This is a genomic window from Cyanobacterium sp. uoEpiScrs1 (genome assembly GCF_947331815.1).
Lineage (GTDB): Bacteria > Cyanobacteriota > Cyanobacteriia > Cyanobacteriales > Microcystaceae > Rippkaea.
Genome location: NZ_OX373462.1, coordinates 1046697 through 1067329, shown reverse-complemented (window position 1 = coordinate 1067329; position 20633 = coordinate 1046697). Strand labels below are relative to the sequence as shown.

General features: G+C 36.6%; 8 protein-coding genes and 1 tRNA gene. 1 reads left to right on the top strand and 8 read right to left on the bottom strand.

Going from position 1 to position 20633, the window contains the following annotated elements; translation table 11 throughout:
* The first annotated feature begins 752 nt into the window (after nt 1-752).
* Nucleotides 753-825, top strand: a tRNA-Phe gene (locus OXU93_RS03660).
* 233 nt (nt 826-1058) lie between these two features.
* Here OXU93_RS03660 and OXU93_RS03655 read toward each other — a convergent pair.
* The 8 genes from OXU93_RS03655 to gatB all read right to left on the bottom strand — a co-directional run bounded on the left by OXU93_RS03655 (nt 1059) and on the right by gatB (nt 19459).
* Nucleotides 1059-1754 carry a response regulator transcription factor gene (locus tag OXU93_RS03655; protein WP_267384532.1) on the bottom strand — a complete coding sequence of 232 codons (696 nt, stop codon included), beginning with the start codon at nt 1752-1754 and terminating at the stop codon, nt 1059-1061.
* A gap of 343 nt (nt 1755-2097) precedes the next feature.
* Nucleotides 2098-6072 carry a DNA-directed RNA polymerase subunit beta' gene (locus OXU93_RS03650; RefSeq protein ID WP_267384530.1) on the bottom strand — a complete coding sequence of 1325 codons (3975 nt, stop codon included), beginning with the start codon at nt 6070-6072 and terminating at the stop codon, nt 2098-2100.
* An 83-nt stretch (nt 6073-6155) separates the two neighbouring features.
* On the bottom strand, nt 6156-9473 hold the full coding sequence (gene rpoB, locus OXU93_RS03645; RefSeq protein WP_267384529.1) for a DNA-directed RNA polymerase subunit beta: 3318 nt from the start codon (nt 9471-9473) through the stop codon (nt 6156-6158).
* A gap of 38 nt (nt 9474-9511) precedes the next feature.
* Complete coding sequence (locus OXU93_RS03640) at nt 9512-10300, bottom strand: TatD family hydrolase (protein ID WP_267384528.1); 789 nt, start codon at nt 10298-10300, stop codon at nt 9512-9514.
* Nucleotides 10301-10445: 145 nt separating this feature from the next.
* On the bottom strand, nt 10446-10739 hold the full coding sequence (gene rpsT / locus OXU93_RS03635; RefSeq protein WP_267384526.1) for a 30S ribosomal protein S20: 294 nt from the start codon (nt 10737-10739) through the stop codon (nt 10446-10448).
* A 234-nt stretch (nt 10740-10973) separates the two neighbouring features.
* Nucleotides 10974-12194, bottom strand: coding sequence for a (E)-4-hydroxy-3-methylbut-2-enyl-diphosphate synthase (gene ispG / locus OXU93_RS03630; RefSeq protein ID WP_267384525.1), 1221 nt, complete (start codon nt 12192-12194; stop codon nt 10974-10976).
* Between the two features lie 1463 nt (nt 12195-13657).
* On the bottom strand, nt 13658-17236 hold the full coding sequence (gene metH, locus OXU93_RS03625; RefSeq protein WP_267384524.1) for a methionine synthase: 3579 nt from the start codon (nt 17234-17236) through the stop codon (nt 13658-13660).
* A 735-nt stretch (nt 17237-17971) separates the two neighbouring features.
* Complete coding sequence (gatB, locus tag OXU93_RS03620) at nt 17972-19459, bottom strand: Asp-tRNA(Asn)/Glu-tRNA(Gln) amidotransferase subunit GatB (protein ID WP_267384523.1); 1488 nt, start codon at nt 19457-19459, stop codon at nt 17972-17974.
* Between the last annotated feature and the right edge of the window lie 1174 nt (nt 19460-20633).

Here is a 20633-nt window from a genome sequence, read left to right as displayed (position 1 = left end):
TCTTATTAGCCTAAATAACCGAGTATTAACTAGCACATAAATAGTAAATCAACTAGTATTTTTTAGCAAAATACTAGTTGATTTACTATTTATGTAAAGAAAAATATCAACAATATGTACATATATTGGTTAGCAATAAGCTATATAATAAAGAGTAAAAAAGATGACGAGAATCTACCTCTTGTTTTTAACAATTAATATGTTGAGTGTCACAGACAAGATTATCCAAATGTAAAAATAAATTCACAAATTTTTTATTGGCTCGCCCTATATTCTAGGGTAATATAGCTATTTTACATCCATCTATAGAATTTGATTTCATAAAATTAATTTCACTATAAGTTGGTTGGCTTATAAAAAATAATGTTCACAGGTACTGTTTATGAACATTATTTTTTAGTTGTTCGAGTTGTCAATAGTAAATTCTTGAATATTTTGTATTGATACTTTATTTTTAATCGCTAGGTCGAAATACTTTTTCTAGTAATAGTCTATTATATTTCATCAAAAATAATTTATTAAGTCATTAAAAGATTAATGGATAATTTCAATCTGAACCATGAAATAATGGCGGTTGTTTTATCCTAGATAAATAAAAAAGACTTGGACCGATTTGTTATCGTGTGCTTCTTGGAACATAAAATATAATTAGGCACGGATAAGCTTGAAGGATTGAATGCAAAAAATTTTATCTTTCCTCTTGCAATTAGCTCAGGTTTTTGTTAGCCTGTAAAAGGTCAACGAAGTTAGTTGCCGGGATAGCTCAGTTGGTAGAGCAGTGGACTGAAAATCCTCGTGTCGGCGGTTCAAATCCGCCTCCTGGCACTTTTCACTTTTATTTCGACTAGTTATTTGTTATTAACGTTAAAACAACATAAATCGATGAAGTTTACGATTGTATGAAATGATAACATTCAATGATAAATATCTCACACTCAAATAAGTATCTCCTTTAAAAAAAGGGTAATCATCAATTAATAAAACTTTTCTGGGTAAATAGAAAGTATAAAATTTTAAAAAAGCTATGGATGAGTTCAATTTTAATGAATAATTGAACCTCAATTAGTTAAACCATGTTTAAGGGCAAAACGAACCAATTCTGTTCGACCATTGGTTTCTGTTTTACTAAATAAACGGCTAACGTATTTTTCTACATTCCTTACACTTGTATTTAAACGAACAGCAATCTCTTTATTCATTAATCCTTCCGCTACAAGATCTAAAACACTTTGTTCTCGTGGTGTTAATTCAATTTTAAGGGGAGAAGGAGTAGTTACTAAATGAGGTTTTTGAATAATTTGCGCTTTAAGTTCCCGAATCTCCTGAGCAATTTCTTCTAGTTTTGTCATCTCACTATTTGATTGAATACTGACTTTTCGACGCTCAATCAAGTTTTTAATAATGGCTTCTAATTCTTCGGGATCAAAGGGTTTAGATAAATAAGCATCACAACCAGACTGATATCCCTGAATGCGATCTGAAGTCATTCCCCTAGCTGTCAAAAAAATGACGGGCAGAGACTGATACCTAGTGTCTTCGCGTAGTTTTTGCAAAAATTGATAGCCATCCACTTGCGGCATCATAATATCAGAAATGACCAAATCTGGGATATCTTCCTCAATCAGTTCCCAGGCTTGATTTGCATTACTAGCAACTTTAACTTTAAAGTTTCCATCATATTCCAGGTAAGCTTGTGTTGATTCACGGATTCCAGGCTCATCATCGACTAATAATATCTTTCCAGGATTCGTCATAATCTTTTCCACCTCTTTAAGAACAACTGCCTGATAATGATCGATTGTTTTATCTTGATGATTTTCTATTTTTGATCCTTTACATTTTAACTTAACCTTTAATGCTACATTAAAATCACATTAGTGTTTTACTTGATTTTATATTTTTTGTCTAAACACTAATTACTAACTGAAAAGTTGGTAATTCCCTAATTTTTCTATTTTTAAAATTCACGATAATATTTTATTTTGATCTAGCTTTTATAAGAAGAAACTCCCCAATTCGGAACCTTAATTTTTCTGAAGGTTAAAATTGGGGATTTAACAAAATCTATAGGTTTAATTCATGTAAATTAAAGTATCCCTACTCTGTAGGATTAGAATCAAGCTCCCAAGGAGTATCAGAAATATCAGAATCAAGTTCCCAGGGGGTCTCAGATTTAGTGTAAGCACGGGCAATATTATCATCAAGAACCATATGCTCGTCTACTTCCTCTAAATTAGGCTTTAATAAATGACTCGATTCGTTATAGCTAGAGTCCGAGGAGAAAGATACGGAATCCCATGAGCAAGGTTTTTCTGCCTCACAATTGTCATATGAAGTGGAACGAGATAATCGTTCTGAATCGATTTCTATATCTCTCATGGAAAGACCCTCATGGGTATGAAAACCTGTTCCAGCTGGAATTAAACGACCTATAATCACATTCTCTTTGAGTCCTCTTAACCAGTCAGATTTACCTTCTATTGCTGCTTCGGTTAAGACTCTCGTTGTCTCTTGGAAAGAAGCAGCACTAATGAACGAGTCTGTATTTAACGAGGCCTTGGTAATTCCCAAGAGAATTGGAGTATATCTGGCGGGTGCACCTCCTGTGATAGCCATTGCTTCATTTACTTGTTCAATCTGACGCAATTCAACCAGCTCTCCAGGTAACATAGTGGTATCTCCTCCGTCGTCTACTCGAACCTTAGCAGTCATCTGACGAACAATAACTTCAATATGCTTGTCAGAAATATCAATTCCTTGAGACTGATAAACCATTTGTACCTGATTTACTAGGAATTTTTGAGCAGCTCGTAATCCTTTAAGGGCCGCTTCATAAACTCCCAGTAAGTCCACATAATAATTAAAAAATACTTCTAAGATTTCATGGGGATTCGCTGGTCCATCGGTTAACTGATCACCGACCTCTACACGAGTTCCATCAGATACCATCACATTCTGGGGAGGAAGAATTGGGTATTCACTGATCGTTCCATCATCTTCAATAATCTTTACGTCCACCATTTCATCATCTGAATACTCAACTTGAGTAATCCCCGGTTTCCGAGCTAGTACACAGCTTTCTTTCGGCTTACGAGCTTCCAATAATTCCTCAATTCGAGGTAGCCCCTGAATAATATCCCCAGTTTTAGAACGTTCAAACACCAATAGGACTAAATTATCGCCCCGTTGTACTAAATCTCCATCGTCAATATGTAAAATAGCTCCAGGAGAAACCCTATAGGGCCGAGCCTTACGTAAAACAACTTCGAAGCCAGGACCATCCTTAATTTGGGAAATAGCTACTACCCGTCCAGATGAATGTACGGTAACATCGCTAGCTAACTCTGCATCAGCCACAACTAGGTCTTCTACCTTAACGACAGGTTTTTCCTTAATGACAATGGTTTCTAAGTCTTCATCGCGGACTACCAAAATCCTACGAATCGCTTCAATTCCTTGTTTTATTCCTCTGACCTCACCAACAGAGGTACATTGAATTTCTGTCTTGGCCACTACGGCCCCAGGGGGGATTTGCTCTCCGTTGGATACCAGTACATTGGTTTGAATCTTGCCTCCATGAGGATCACTATCAAGATCTCGACGTAACACCAAAGATTCCAAAATAACTAACTGTAATCGTTGACAGTCAGCATTTTCATCAGGCTTTAGTTCAATATCAGCGACGAGATTTGTTCCATGTTCTAATTCTTTCCGATCAATTTCTAAGACTAGCTGAGTACTTAACAACTGGGTGCCATCAACCGACTTAACTCGTTCTCCATCTTTAAAAAATAGTTTTTGACAGGGAAGTAACTCAATAGTCCGTCCCTGATCATCATTAATAGAACCTTGAGAAGGAGCTAGTGGTTCGTCTGAAACAAAATATTCTTCAACTGGACGTAGCAGTAATCCCAATCCATCAGGGCTTTCAATCCATTCTCCTTGACATAATCTTTCAGTAGTAACATCAGGTAACACCTGAGTGCCTGGAGGAATTAATGTGCCATTTTCAATGCCAACCTTATCTGGGTCAACATCAAAATAAAAGTCTCCCGGCTTAATAATAATTTCTCGGAGAATATCATTCTTTTGAACTACTTCGACTACCCCGCTGCTGGCACAGAAAATATCTTTGACGACTTCAGTGCCTGCTTCAACAAACTGTCCATCTTTAGATAAGAGTAATGAAATATCTTTATTAACTTCATGAGTTTCTTCAGGAATCCATAACAAACTTCCTCCTTTAGTGACTTCATACCCTGTCTTCCGATTTCCTTTGGATACTTCAATGCCACCATAGCGTAAAATTCCACCAGTGTTGGTCTGATAACGATCATCAATCAGTTCAGCAATAATGGCATGATTTTGTACTTTAGTTTGAGGAGCTGCCAACAATAAAAATTGTTGTCCATCAGCTGTATGAATAACATATTGTTCTCGGCCTCCGGAACCTTCTATTTTTACTTCGGCTTGATCTAATAGAACTGAGGCCGTGATAATCTCAATTTCGCGACTACCAGTAGCGGTGCGCACTACGCCTCCGCTAGCTGAGACTAATCTTGTTTCTGCTAAAATTGTTCCCGGTTTGACTTTATCTCCATTGGCAACAACAGGTTCTGCCGCTGGCGGTAAATTATAGACTTGTCCTGACAGTACCCACAACAACCCCCCCCGTTGAGCAATACGAGTGCTATTACCCTGGCGATCTGTCTTCTCTTCTGGCATCAATTTGGCAAAAAGTACTTCTCCTGCCAAATCAGTAGTTACATCTTTAGTTGCCCGTTCAGTTGACTTTTGTATCCGTGCATTAGTTACTTCTGCTAATAGCTGATCTGAGCCAACTTCTGTTCCATCAGCTACAAAGATAAAAGAGCCTGGGGTAATGGAGTTGACTACTGTTCTACCAGAATCTTCTGCAGTCCAGATGATATCCCCTGCAATTTCCACTTGAAAGGCTTCGTCTCCATGACGAGTCCGTACTTTACGGGTGCTCAATCCTTTTCCCCAAGTTACGGTTCCTTTGTCAGGAGCTTTAATTACTCTGGCAACTTCTCCCGTAAAGACACCTCCAGTGTGAAATGTCCGCATGGTCAGTTGCGTTCCTGGTTCTCCAATGGATTGTGCGGCAATAATGCCCACTGCTTCTCCTAAATCCACAAGACGACCAACTGCTAGACTCCAACCATAGCAATGTTGGCAGACTGAGCGAGCTGCTTCACATGTCAAAGGTGACCTTACCATAACCTCGTCAGTATGCTCACTAATCAATGCTGCAAGCTCGGGGTCAATACTCTGATTGCGCCTTGCTAATACTTGGCCCTTTACGATAACATCTTCAGCCAACACCCGTCCCAATAGACGGTCTACTAGGGGGATCTTAACGCGATCACCATCTTTCATCGCAACCACTTTCAGTCCTCGTTTAGTTCCACAGTCTACTTCCCGCACAATCACATCTTGGGAAACATCTACTAAACGACGAGTCAAATAACCTGAGTCAGCTGTTCGTAATGCCGTGTCTACTAAGCCTTTACGTGCCCCATAAGAAGAGATAACGTATTCTGTTACAGTTAACCCTTCTCGGAAATTTGTTTTGATAGGTAAGTCAATAATTTCTCCCTGAGGATCAGCCATTAAGCCTCGCATCCCCACTAATTGACGTACTTGGCTCATATTTCCTCGTGCGCCGGAAAATGCCATCATATACACTGAATTTAGGGAATCTGTTTCTTGGAAGTTTTTAATTACTTCATTTTTAAGTTCTTCTGAAGTACTATTCCAAGTATCAATTACTTTGGTAAAGCGTTCAACTTCAGTAATCTCTCCCTTTGCATAGCGATCCTGGGTAATACGTATTGATTGTTCCGCATTATCCAATAACCCTCTTTTGGTAGGAGGAATCGTTAAATCATCAATACTAATCGACACTCCAGCTTTAGTAGCATAGCGAAATCCTAGATCTTTCAAATTGTCAGCCATTTGAGAGCTTCGCGCAGACCCATAATTCCGGTAAGCCCAGGCAATTAACTTTTTCAAACGACCTTTATCAACGATGTGATTATAGAATGTCATATTTTTTGATGTGTTAATAGTTGATAGTTGATAGTTAAGTGTTAGATTGCCCTGTTAGTCAATTTTCACTTACTATTCACTGTTTAGGCTTCTTCTTCTTTAAGGTCAAGATCTTCGGTGCTTAATGATTCATAGGTAGGACGATTCGGGGTACGACGCTGAGCATCTACCATTAAGTCCACTTCAACGTCTCGGCTAGTCCCGTCAGCCGAAGTTTCCACCTTATGAACGGCAATATCTAGTCCTAAGGATTGTAATTCACGCATCAATACTTTAAAGGATTCAGGGGTTCCTGGTTCAGGAATAGGCTTCCCTTTTACGATTGCATTGAGGGCTTCATTCCGTCCTTGCATGTCATCAGACTTAACAGTTAATAATTCTTGAAGAGTATAAGCCGCACCGTAGGCTTCTAAAGCCCATACTTCCATTTCTCCAAATCGCTGCCCTCCCTGTTGGGCTTTTCCTCCGAGAGGCTGTTGAGTCACTAAGGAATAAGGACCAGTTGAGCGAGCATGAATCTTATCGTCAACCAGGTGAACCAGTTTCAACATATAGGCTTGACCAACAGTAACTGGACGATCAAAGGGTTCTCCTGTTCGTCCATCAAATACCTGTATTTTTCCTGGATTTTCTGGTTGGTAAATCCAACTTCGCTTATGTTTTTGTGAGGCTTTTTTTAACAAACCATGAACGGTATTTCGTGATGCTTCGGCTCCATACATTTCGTCAAAGGGGATAATTTTAGACCTAACTCCTAAATTTTCCCCGGCCCAACCTAGTAGACATTCAAAAACTTGACCAACATTCATTCTTGAGGGAACTCCTAGAGGATTAAGCACAATATCTACAGGGCGACCATTGGGAAGATAGGGCATATCTTCAACAGGCATAATTCTGGAAATAATTCCTTTATTTCCGTGACGACCTGCCATTTTATCCCCAACTTGAATTTTCCGTTTTTGAGCTACGTAAACCCTAACAACCATATTGGCACCGGGGGGTAATTCATCTCCCTGTTCACGGGTAAATACCCGTACATCAACTACGCGGCCTTTCTCTCCGTTAGGAACTCGTAAAGAATTATCCCGCACATCTCTAGCTTTTTCTCCAAAAATTGCACGTAGAAGTTTTTCTTCTGGTGGTTGGTCTGATTCTCCTTTAGGTGTCACTTTCCCCACTAAAATATCTCCAGCCTCTGTCCAAGCCCCTACACGAATGATTCCTTGTTCGTCAAGACTTCTTAGGGCATCTTCCCCTACGTTGGGAATTTCTCGAGTAATCTCTTCCGGACCTAACTTAGTCTGTCGAGCTTCAATCTCGTACTTTTCAACGTGAATACTAGTGTAAACATCGTCATATACCAGTCGCTCACTAATTAGGATGGCATCCTCATAGTTATAGCCCTCCCAAGGCATATAAGCGACAAGAATATTTTGTCCAAGAGCTAACTCTCCCCCCTCTGTAGCTGAGCCATCAGCCAACACCTGTCCTGGGACAACATCCTCATCAACATAAACCAATGGACGTTGATTTAAACATGTATCCTGATTGGACCGTTGATATTTTTGCAGAAGATAAATAATTTCATCTCCTAATTTATCGTGGTTCTCCGGTCCTGTTACTCTAACTCTAATTTCTGAAGCATCTACATAGGTGACAATTCCATTGGTGCGACTGACGATCACCATTCCTGAATCCCGCGCTGCTTGGGCTTCTAATCCAGTTCCTACTAGAGGACGTTCTGGCCGTAGCAAAGGAACCGCTTGACGTTGCATATTTGACCCCATCAGAGCTCGGTTTGCATCGTCATGTTCGAGAAAAGGGATCATAGAAGTTGCTACTGAGACAATCTGTACTGGAGAGACGGCGATATAATCTACTTGAGCTGGGTTAGTAGTAGAAAATTCTTGACGGTAACGAATTGGGACCGTATCACCTAAAATATTGCCATCTTCATCAGTGGCTGCATCTCCAGGACAGACTCTCAGATCGTCTTCCTCGTCAGCGGTCAAGTACACTGGGTCTAAGTCACGTCGTACTCGACTATTTTCTACCCTATAATAAGGGGTTTCGATAAATCCGTAGGAGTTGACTCTAGCATAGGTTGCTAGAGAGCCAATCAGCCCAGCATTTGGCCCTTCAGGCGTTTCTACAGGACATATTCTACCGTGGTGGGATGGATGAATATCTCGTACAGCAAAGCCTGCTCGTTCCCTGGTTAATCCCCCTGGACCTAGGGCAGATATCCGGCGTTTATGAGTTAATTCCGCTAGAGGATTAGTTTGATCCATAAATTGAGACAGTTGGGAAGAGCCAAAAAACTCTTTAATAGCAGCTACCAAAGGTTTAGGATTAACTAAAGAAGCAGGAGTGAGACTATCAGACTCACTAACCGTCATCCGTTCTCGGATAATCCTTTCTAGACGATTCAACCCAACTCTCACCTGATTTTGTAGCAATTCTCCCACAGAGCGGACTCTACGATTACCTAAGTGATCGATATCATCTGTGCTGCCAACGTCAAATTCTAGGTTTATTAAGTAATCGATCGCAGACAGAATATCCTCCGCCCTCAAAACACGAATAGTGTCAGCCGTATTTAGACGTAGCTTCTTATTTAGTTTATAGCGCCCCACTCGTCCTAAATCATACCGCTTGCTGTCAAAAAAGCGTGAATCAAGTAGTTGCTGCCCTCCACTTACGGTTGGAGGTTCTCCAGGACGTAATTTGCGGTACAATTCTAACAGGGCTTCTTCTTCGCTAGGATTTCCTTCTTTATCTAAAGTTTGCTGATAAAAATCAGGATGACGTAGAGAGTCCAAAATTTCTGAATCGCTTAGTCCAATGGCTTTAAGTAACACTTGAGCTGACAGTTTGCGTGTTTTATCGATCCGAACCCATACCAAACCATTTTTATCGGTTTCAAACTTCAACCAAGCTCCACGGTTAGGGATTAAGGAAGCCGAATAGGTGCGCCGTCCGTTCTTATCTGTTTCTGCTTTGTAATAAACTCCTGGAGACCGTACAATCTGGTTAACAATTACCCGTTCAGCTCCATTTATAATGAAGGTCCCCCGCTCGGTCATTAAGGGTAAGTCCCCAATAAATACTTCTTGCTCTTTAATTTCTCCAGTCTCTTTGTTGATCAAACGAGTTGGCACATACATCTGCACCGAGTAAGTGCTATCACGTCGTTTTGCTTCATCAACATCATATTTTGGCTGTTTAAGTTTATAGTTTTCTCCTAAAAAATGCAATTCCAATTTCCCAGTATAATCTGTAATAGGAGAGAAGCTGTTGAGCTCTTCGATCAACCCCTCTTCTAAAAACCACATAAAACTTGATCTTTGAATTTCGATCAAGTCTGGGAGTAAATCATAGTTATGAATTGAATTAGTCATTGCGCTTTATCACCGAGTTAATTATTTATTATCAACACTTAGTGAGCTATCGATAATTGGAATAGTTGGCAGGCATTCTGGGTGGTTCTTTGAGCTAGACTTTCTAAGGATACCCTCCGCCATTGGGCTAAAAATTCGGCGACATAACGGACGTAGGATGGTTCATTACGCTTACCCCGTTTGGGTACGGGAGCAAGGAAGGGACAGTCAGTTTCGACTAGAAGGCGATTACTTGGCACAACTAATACACTCTCTTGCAGTTGTACAGCGTTCTTAAATGTAACAATGCCACTGAAACTGATGTAAAATCCTAAATCTAAAAACCATTTGGTCTCTTCTGGAGTTCCACTCCAACAGTGGATTACTCCTTGTAACGGACCTTGATTGCTAGAAAATGACTCCAAGATTTCTCGAAGATCAGCAGCAGCATTCCGACAGTGAATAATAACTGGTTTATCGAGCTGGTGAGCAATAGCCAGTTGAGCTTCCAACACTTGCTTTTGCCAGTCCTGATTATTTGCTTTATAAAAGTCCAGCCCTATTTCTCCAATGGCTACCACTCTTGGGTCTGACCGGGCTGTCGCAAGAATCTCTTCGCCGGTTGTTACCGTCCATTTATGAGCATCCAGTGGATGTAACCCTATGCTGAGGGACAGTTCATCTCGAAAACGATCTGCTAAAGATTGGATTCCCTTAAACTCATTGGGCTCAACACAAGAATGGATCAGATGAACCACCCCAGCTTTTTGCCAACGGGACTGGAGTAAATCGAGGTCTTGCTTAAAAACTTCGAAGTTGATATGAACATGGGTATCAATAAGTTGCATCTGGTTAATTGTAAGTCGGCTGCTCAGTTAAGTCTCCTAGACTAGAAAAAACAGTTATTTTCAGCCTAGTAAGGAAGTGCAGGTTTTGATTTATCCTAACCCTCTTGTCTTATCTTTTATCGATTGTTTGAACCCAACAACCCATTCAAGAAACTGTAGCAACTTCCTTGAGAGCCTTGGCTAAGCGAGCTTTTTTCCTAGCCCCATTATTTTTATGTAAAACTCTCCGTTTAACGGCTTTGTCTATTTTGCTATAGGCTGCTGATAAGGACTCATCAGCAACTGTTTGATTATCAGAGGTGGGGTTTGCCGCGTATTCCTCTACAGCTTTAAAGTGTTTCTTCATCAAAGTTCTCAGTGCCGAGCGATACGCTTTGTTACGCAGTCGATTTCGTTCGGCAATATTAATACGCTTAAGTGCAGACTTCGAGTTGGCCACGGTCGTTTCCTACAACAGATTGCTTAGTGTCTAATTAATGCTAACTTTTAACACGGAAGAACATGATAACACTTCTTATATAAAAATTACAAGGTAAGAATCTCAGAGATTTTAATTTTCCTACTTACTCATCAAAGCCATTAGCTCGAGGAACTGATTATGGTCACTGTTTAATCACTTAATTTCCAGTGTTATTATTCTCATCAGTCTCCAAGATTATTAGAGGTATTTTGCTTAAGGCTCAAACCAGCGGCCATCATTTTTTATTAATTCAATTAATTCTTGAACGCCTCGACATTCAGGAACTTTCTTAATTTCTTCTCGTCCTCTATATAAAGAAATGTACCCGGCTTGTTTTCCAACATAACCATAGTCTGCATCAGCCATTTCTCCAGGTCCATTAACAATACAACCCATTACTGCAATATCCAACCCTATTAAATGTTTGGTTGCTTCTCGTACTTTATGAAGAACTTCCTCCAGATTAAATAGAGTTCTTCCACACGAAGGACAAGCAACGTACTCTACCATAGTTTTACGTAGTCCTAGGGCTTGGAGAACATTGTAGCAAACAGGAATTTCTTTCTCAGGAGCCTCAGTTAAAGAAATGCGAATAGTGTCCCCAATACCTTCAGCTAAGAGAGTTCCAATTCCGGCAGTAGATTTTATTCGTCCATACTCACCATCTCCCGCTTCTGTAACGCCTAAATGTAGAGGATAATCCATTCCTAAATCGTCCATCCGTTTAACCATCAAGCGATAGGCAGCTAACATCACGGGAACACGGGATGATTTGAGAGAAATAACCATATTATAAAAACCTAGAGATTCACAAATATGGATAAATTCTAGGGCAGATTCTACCATTCCTTCAGGGGTGTCTCCATAGGTAAATAACATTCTTTCAGCCAAAGAGCCATGATTGACCCCAATTCGCAGAGCTTTTCCTTGATCTTTTAAATAAGTAACCAAGGGATTCAATGTATTAGCAATTTTATCGCCAATTTCATCAAATTCAGTCTGAGTGTATTCTCCACGGGTAGGATTTGGTTTCTCAAAAACATATAATCCAGGGTTAATACGAACTTTGTCTACATGTTTAGCAACTTCTAGGGCAATTTTCATGCCATTATGATGTACATCAGCTACTAGAGGAACTCTCTGATAAACTTGAATAAGTTTTTTATTAATATGTTCTAAAGCTTTTGCGTGGACTATACTGGGAACAGTGACTCTGACGATTTCACAGCCTATCTCATGTAAACGCCTAATAGCGGCGACTGCTCCTTCAACATTTAGGGTATCCTCATTAATCATTGATTGCACCACAACGGGATGACCCCCCCCGATAATAATGTTTCCTACAGAGATGGGACGAGTTTTGCGACGGTGAATAATCGTATCGAAGCCAGAATTAGGAGATGTACGAAACTGGTAGTTTTCCAAAGTTTGCATTGTCTTATTTTGCTATGAATTAAGTAGAGAAGGACTACTTTACAAATTTATTTTAATGGATGAAAAGTATATTCTCCATTCTTTAAAGAATATTCTCTATTCTTTGGTACTGATATTTATTTAGAATAAGTAGATGAAAGAAAGATTAATTGATCAAGAAATCTATAAAAAATTTAAAAAATATTGCTGGTATATAAATAAACAGACACAATAATTATTTTTATATTAAAGATAATATTCAATGAAACTTAGCCATAATACATAGATACATTATTGTCAAAGACAATAATGTATCTATGTATTAATTAAATAAATATCATATAGTTTTAATTTTGACTGTTTAAAATGTAAATAAAGTATGCTACAAGACATCATATCTAAAATAGATTTGATTTTGTGTCCAACTAATAATGTCATTTAAATTAAATCAGGTAAAATTTTAAGCTTGTTGAAGTAGTTATATATAATTTTTTATATTTAGCATAAATATTTAGAGTATTTATATTGTATAAATTAAATTTATTTAATATTTTTAAGGCTTACTCAATCACTGAAAAATAGTTAACCTTAATTATCTGTATCATATTTTAATAGACAGTGTTATATCAATCAACAATATGCTTAGCAATAAAAACAGAATAATTGCTTTTATTTATTTTGATTATTTTTTTAAAACCTAAATAACAATATATTGTTATTTAGGTTTATTAGTTTTCGGGCTAAATATATTATTAAATAATAGTTACCCTAAGTTTAATAAAGATAGTCCATTCAAAAATTTTATTAGGTAATATAGTTTATCTAGAAAAATTATAATCTAAAAAATTAGTGTTAATTTTCTATTTTTTCTCTATCACTATGAGCTATTTAAACTACCAAGTTAGGATAATAAATATTTTAAACTTAGACTAACATAAGTATATTTATGTTTAGTATAATGTTTTTATTTTATTAAAAAAATTAGGTTTTATAAGTATTTATATTAAAATAATATATTGAAAATGACTAAAAAACATGCAAGCAACTATCTTTTATATTTATGTTTTTAAGAACGAAATATCGCGATACAATGGCGGCGCAGTTAATTTTTAAATATTCAGATAGTAAATTTAAAGTATCTTCCTCTTTATTAATATTAATTATAATGGTAGTCTACAAATAGATTATTGATAAGTGATCGCCCATTATTCTCTATAAAAGTTTAACCTAACTACTTGTCCTATTTTTTTGACTCAATGAGTTAACAATTAATCCAAAAATTGATCATCATAATAGATATTCAATCCTTTATTCCTTAATTGGTGTTTATTCCATCTGATAGCCATTAACTTTTAGATAGGATATTGTCCTAAACTTGGAAATTTTTTCAGTTTATTGCACACTAAATCGATGATCTACAAATTTTTTGAATTACGATGATAAAGCGGTATACGTTTTAAGTGATTCACAGTCAAATATTTAACTTATGCACTAAAATATTTGGCAACAGGATGATAAGTAATGATTGCAGTTGTAGACTGTTCAGGATAAATTTGTTCGCTTTCATCCATATACATATCAATACGCTTGCATCCTAACACGTCTAATTGTTTATATTGATCTTGAATATTGGGACAGGCAGGATACCCAAAGCTATAACGTGAACCTTGATAATGCTGTTGTAATATTTCTCGAATATTATCAGGCTCTTTCTCTCTAAAACCCAATTCTTGACGAATTTTGGCGTGTGTCCATTCGGCTAATCCTTCAGCAGTTTGAACGGCCATACCATGAAAGTAAAGATAATCTGTATAATCATTGTTAGCAAAGAGTTTCTGTGCGTATTCTGTTGCAATTTGCCCTACGGTAACTGCTTGCATTGATAATACATCAGCTAACCCCAATTCCTTAGGGGCAAAGAAATCTGCAAGACATAAACGGCGACCAGATTTTTGGCGGGGAAATTCAATTATCCAAATAGGATCTATATTCTCAGGAATTTTATTATTTAGGTTTTGTACGATCTTCGAATCATAAACCAACAATTTATTCCCTTCAGACTGACAGGGAAAGTAACCATATACTACTGTAGGATGCAATAAGTGTTCTGTAATAATTTTTTGTTTCCACTCTTCTAAAATTGGATAAACTTTCTTGGCTAAGAATTGATGATATTCTTCCCGTGATTGTTCTTTAGGCTTGCGAAATTGCCATTGACCTGCAATTAATGCTTGTAAATCTAAAAACCAGAAGATTTCACTTAAGTTTAAATCTTCTGGTTTTAAAATTTTAGTTCCCCAAAAAGGAGGGGTGACAGGTTCTATTATTTCTACGGCTTCTGATCGTTTTGTATCAATAATTTGTGAGGTTTTCTGGGAGGCATATTTACTATTTTTACCAACAATCTTTTCTGCTGTTTTTTCTCCTCGTTCCTTCTGAAATAGACTATTCTTTTCTTCGAATTTTCCTAAAAAGCCTTGTAAATTATTCCAGCTATTAACTAACTTTGCTGGCATTAATGTATCCATAAATGCTAAATCAGCAAAGGCATCTTTACCATAAATAACCTTACCATTATAAGTATTTTGACAGTCTTCATAAACAAACTTTGGAGTTAAAGCAGCTCCACCTAAAATTACAGGAACACTAATTCCATGTTCATTAAATATTTCCAAATTATCTTTCATAAACGCTGTTGATTTTACTAAGAGACCGCTCATTGCAATACAATCAGGATTATGCTTCTCATAAGCTTGAATAATATTTTCAACTGGTTGTTTAATCCCCAGATTAATCACTTTATAGCCGTTATTGGAAAGAATAATGTCAACTAAATTTTTTCCAATATCATGAACATCCCCTTTAACAGTTGCAATAATAAATTTGCCTTTTCCACTATCGTTATTATTTTCTTCTTTATCCATGAGAGGTTCTAGGTAAGCCACTGCTACTTTCATAGTTTGGGCGGACTGTAACACAAAGGGCAACTGCATTTGTCCTGAACCAAATAACTCACCCACTATTTTCATTCCATCAAGAAGAAACACGTTAATAATATCGATAGGATTATATTGCTTCAATGCTTGTTTTAAAGTTTCTTCTAAACCTAATCTTTCTCCATCAATAATATGCTGTTTTAATCGCTCTTCTATAGATAAATTAGCTATTTTGGTGATATCCTTTTTGGTGGTTTTACCTATAAATATTTCTGTTAGTCTAGTCAAAGGATCATAGGTGCATATATCTCCGTCAAACTCTCGTAAGTCATAAATTAAATCTCGACATACTTTTTGATGTTCTTGCTCAATTTTAGTGAGAGGTAATATCTTATTTACGCTAACAATTGCTCCATCTAATCCTACCTGCATTGCTTCATATAAAAATATAGAGTTTAGCACTTGTCGAGCTGCAGGATTTAATCCAAAGGAAATATTGGAAATTCCTAGTAAAATATGACAACCTGGTAATTCTTCTCGGATAAGTTTGATAGATTCAATGGTTGCTTTTCCATTCCCCCTATCTTCTTCTATCCCCGTAGAAATAGGTAATGCTAACGTATCGAAGAAAAGTTCATGGGCAGGTACTCCATACTCTATTGCTGCATTATAAGCCCGTTTTGCAATCTCAAATTTTTTATCTGCTGTACGTCCCATTCCTTCTTCATCAATGGTTCCTATTACAACTCCTGCGCCATAATTCTTCGCTAATTCTAATACTTTGAGAAAGCGTCCCTCCCCATCCTCATAGTTAGTGGAGTTAAGTATACATTTACCCCCGGTCACCTTTAAACCCGCTTCCATTTTCTGCCATTCCGTTGAATCAAGCATTAAAGGTAAGGTTATATTCTTAATAAGACAGGACACTAATGTGCGCATATCCTTAGCTCCATCCCTTCCCACATAGTCTACGTTAACATCGAGAATATGTGCTCCTTCTTTCACTTGAGATTTTGCTAAAGACACGAGACTGTCCCAGTCTTCTTGGTTAAGTAAAGTACGACACTTCTTAGAGCCACTAGCGTTTAATTTTTCTCCTATAATTAAAAAAGAATTATCTTGAAGATAAGGTTGTGCACTATAAATTGATGTAGCAGAAGCCTCATAATGGGGATGACGTTCTTTAGGTAGAAGACTATGAGAAAGTTCTGCTAATGCTTTAATATGATCAGGGCGAGTTCCACAACATCCTCCGATAATTTGTACCCCTAAATCTTCAATAAAGTGCATTAACGCCATTTTTAATGCTATTGGAGTTAAACGATAATGTGCTTGTCCACCAATATTTTCAGGTAGTCCAGCATTGGGTATACAAGAAATTATAAAAGGAGAATGTTCGGACAAATATTTAATATGTTTTTTCATCTGTTCGGGACCAGTAGCACAATTCAGTCCCAAAATATCTATTTTATAGGGTTCTAGAATAGCTAGCGCAGCGCTTATTTCTGTTCCTATTAACATTGTTCCCATTACTTCCATTGTGATCGAAACCATGATTGGTAAACGGCCACATTTTTTGGAAAAAACCTCTTCGACAGCGTTTAAAGCCGCTTTAATTTGTAATACATCTTGACAAGTTTCGATGACTAATAAATCTGCTCCACCATCATATAAGCCTTCTACTTGTTCAACATATGAGTTTTTAAGAGTATCGAACTCAATATGTCCTAAGGTAGGGAGTTTAGTTCCTGGTCCGATTGAACCTGCTACAAAACGAGGTTTTTCAGGAGTAGAATATTCAACTGCAATACTTTTTGCTAGTTTAGCCGCTTTTCTGTTGAGGTAATAGGCTTTATCTGCTAAATTATACTCAGCAAGGACAATAGAAGTCCCTCCAAAGGAGTTTGTTTCAATAATATCTGCACCAACTTCCAAAAAACCTTTATGTACCTTTCTAACTGCTTCTGGTTTAGTGTGGACTAGGTATTCGTTGCACCCCTCATATTCAGTCCCTCCAAAGTCCTTTGCAGTTAAATTTTGAGATTGTAATGAAGTCCCCGTTGCACCGTCAAAGACAAGAACAGGTCGTTTAGGACTTCGAAGATGGTTAAGGAAAGAATTATTCATAGAACTATGTTCAAAATATCAGGTTAGAATTTGATTTTATTTTTTTATTTTGACATATCTCCTATCAACAGAGCCGAAGACGAGGATTGTAAATAAACAGACACTTTCAAATACACTATTCCTTAGTGCAAATATTTCTCCATTTGTAATACTCTTGACTAGCCGGTAGACTTAATGACGTTAAGCATTTACACTCGGTATAGTGGTCAACTTTACTCCAAAGATATAGCCTTTTGTCAAGCGATAAAATATACTTTTTACTAAAAAAAATCCAGCCCTATAATGTGAACAACAGACTAGTTTAAATACTAATCTTGCTTCTTATTTTGGCTCAACATAATGTAGTCTAGCTATTTTTCAGTTTGTTCTGAGTTTGCTAACAGAAGAAATTAGTTAGCATAACACATTCAGACACCGTACCAAGTTTATATGTCAATCTAAGACGTTTCATCTAAAGTGAAGTACTTTTGAATAAACTAAGAAGGAGATTAGAAAACAGATTAAGAGGCTAAACTACACTATTTAGTTTTGATACTTTCCTAATGAAGATTTGAGTTCTTGTTTTGGGAACAGGATATAACCGCAAGAAGAGATATAAACTTTGATGTAACTTACGTGAATATATGTTTAGTTAACGAATCAACTAATAAGCATTTAAGCTGGACATTTGTATAACTTTTTAAAAAGGTAAAGTTTATAGTCCTCCCAATTTATAAATAGGAAATATTACAACATCTAACCTTTCAGTTTTTTTTCTACCAATTGATTTGTTAGTTTAGGATCAGCTCGCCCACCTGTTTTTTTCATTACCTGACCCACAAAAAAACCTTTTAATTTAGTTTTTCCATTACGGTACTTTTCCAGTTCCTTAGGATTAGTAACCAAGACTTCGTCAATGATTTTTTCAATTTCTTTCGTATCAGAAATTTGGGTCATCCCTTTGGATTTAACTATTTTCTCTGGTGATCCACCCTTTTCTAATAGTTCTGGAAGAATCTCTTTGGCAATCTTGCCACTAATGGTACCTTTTTCAATAAGTAGAACTAACTCTCCTAGATTAACTGGACTCAAGGAAATTTCAGTTATATCTAACTTGCTACTATTCAAACAAGCTGCAATATCCTGGGTTAACCAATTAGCAACTAGCTTGGCATCAGCCCCTGTCTCTAAGGCTTTTTCATAAAAATTAGCTATATCTCGATCATCGGTTAAAACACGAGCATCATAAGCAGAAATACCTAATTCTTTCTCATAACGTTTCCGTTTTTTTGCAGGAAGTTCAGGAATAGTTTTCCGCCAATTTTCTAATTGCTCTAGAGATATTTCTAAAGGAGGGATGTCAGGTTCAGGAAAATAACGATAGTCACTAGAGCCTTCCTTTTTTCTCATGCTAACGGTGCATTGATTTTTCTCTTCCCAAAGACGGGTTTCTTGGAATAGAGATTTACCTCTTTCTAAGGTTTTAATTTGTCGTTCAATCTCGTATTCGATAGCTTTTTGTATGGCACTAAAAGAGTTCATATTCTTGATTTCTATCTTAGTTCCAAACTCTTTTTGTCCCACAGGACGGACGGAAATATTAACATCACAGCGTAAGGAGCCTTCTTGCATATTACCATCACTAATGCCTAAGTAACGAACTAAACGGCGTAACTCTTGGGCATATTCTGCTGCCTCTTGTCCTGAACGTAAGTCAGGCTCTGAAACAATTTCGAGTAGAGGAACACCTGTCCGGTTAAAATCTACTAGGGAGTGAGTTGATCCTGATAGGCGATCACTCCCTACATGAACTAACTTACCAGCATCTTCTTCCATATGTAGACGCGTAATCCCAATAATTTTACGGGTTACTTTTTTGTTTTTTTTGTCCACTAATTCAATTTCAAGGGAACCGTGTTCAACGATGGGGAGATCATATTGAGAAATTTGGTAATTCTTAGGAAGATCTGCATAAAAGTATTGTTTACGATCAAATTTACTATATGAAGCGATTTTTCCATTAATTGATAGTCCTAACCTAACTGCAGAGGCTAAAACTTCTTTGTTGAGAACAGGCAAAACACCTGGATAACCCAAACATACCGGGCATACATTCGTGTTGGGAGGACTGTCAAACTCGGTTGAACAGGCGCAGAAAATTTTACTACTAGTGTTAAGTTGACAATGGGTCTCTAAACCGATAACGGCTTCATATTCAGTTTGAAGAGGAACTACGGTATTCATATTCTGTTGATAATACTCTAAGGTTATAAACCAATATTAGCGGTTTATGTTGGATAGTTACATTCAAGTCAGAACTTAAGAACACCCTATTGATTTTTACTGAATGTTAAAGTCAAATATTAAAAGAAGTCCTTAGGATGTCCTAATACACTTTTATAAAGTCGCAGATTACGTAAACCCATAAGAACTTGCTCTTTATATCATGCTTATCCATGGTTAAATACATAACAGTAGAATTCAATACATATTTTTCTGGCGTAGAAGTTGACACTAATTTTTGCTTGCTATTTAGCAGTGTATATATTAATTAACAGGTAGAGTATAACTTAAAAAGTTAAATTAAACACAAGTAATGCATAATACTTTCTTGTATAAGGTCTTGAGAACTAAAGTGATATAAGAGAGTTATTATAGGGGTTTAAATAGATATACATAGATCCAATAAACTATTGGTTAAAGTTAAATTACTTTAACCAATATTATTTAATTTAAAAATACTATTCTTTATTTAATTTGTTTTGCAGTTATATAGTTTTTAAATAAAAATTTATAGCTTTTATTCTTAATATAATTAAGTTTAAAAATTGTATAAAACACCTATGCAGACTGAGTCATTACGACTAATTATTATTAGTGGCAATGACAATGAATAATGAAGTAGTAACACATAAACTGTTTACATACAATAAGTAAAAATTTATATATTTTAAATATACAAGCTGTGCTTTCATTTGACCGCATTTGATTATTAATGACTTTTACTGTTTATTCAATTACTATTTAGTGAAAAAATAGTATATTACAAAATATGATAATCAAGATTTAGATTAAAATTAGGGTCGTAATATTTACAAAATATGACAGTGGCTTTTATGTAAAAACATACTCTTTTTTTTTAAGCAGGACACAAACACAAAATATTTATATTAATAAATATTTTGTGTTTCATTCACTATTATCATCTGTTTACTAATGGAACCTTTGCAAATAATTTTTATTCTTAAAATGGGAATATATCAGGACTTTGTAAATGTCTCATACTCTTTTAGAAATTTGATTAGTACGTACTGATTATAATCTACTCTTAGTATTTATGTGTATGGAGCATCTCACATCAAAATTTTTATAAAGCTTGTTGTTCTCCCCTCTATGTCTGCGACAAGTTACCCTGCTG

Bases quoted from the DNA above. Each gene is read 5' to 3' on its own strand.
- OXU93_RS03650 (WP_267384530.1), bottom strand. From the start codon at position 6,072: ATGACATTCTATAATCACATCGTTGATAAAGGTCGTTTGAAAAAGTTA.
- OXU93_RS03655 (WP_267384532.1), bottom strand. From the start codon at position 1,754: ATGACGAATCCTGGAAAGATATTATTAGTCGATGATGAGCCTGGAATC.
- gatB (WP_267384523.1), bottom strand. From the start codon at position 19,459: ATGAATACCGTAGTTCCTCTTCAAACTGAATATGAAGCCGTTATCGGT.
- OXU93_RS03640 (WP_267384528.1), bottom strand. From the start codon at position 10,300: ATGCAACTTATTGATACCCATGTTCATATCAACTTCGAAGTTTTTAAG.
- ispG (WP_267384525.1), bottom strand. From the start codon at position 12,194: ATGCAAACTTTGGAAAACTACCAGTTTCGTACATCTCCTAATTCTGGC.
- rpoB (WP_267384529.1), bottom strand. From the start codon at position 9,473: ATGACTAATTCAATTCATAACTATGATTTACTCCCAGACTTGATCGAA.
- metH (WP_267384524.1), bottom strand. From the start codon at position 17,236: ATGAATAATTCTTTCCTTAACCATCTTCGAAGTCCTAAACGACCTGTT.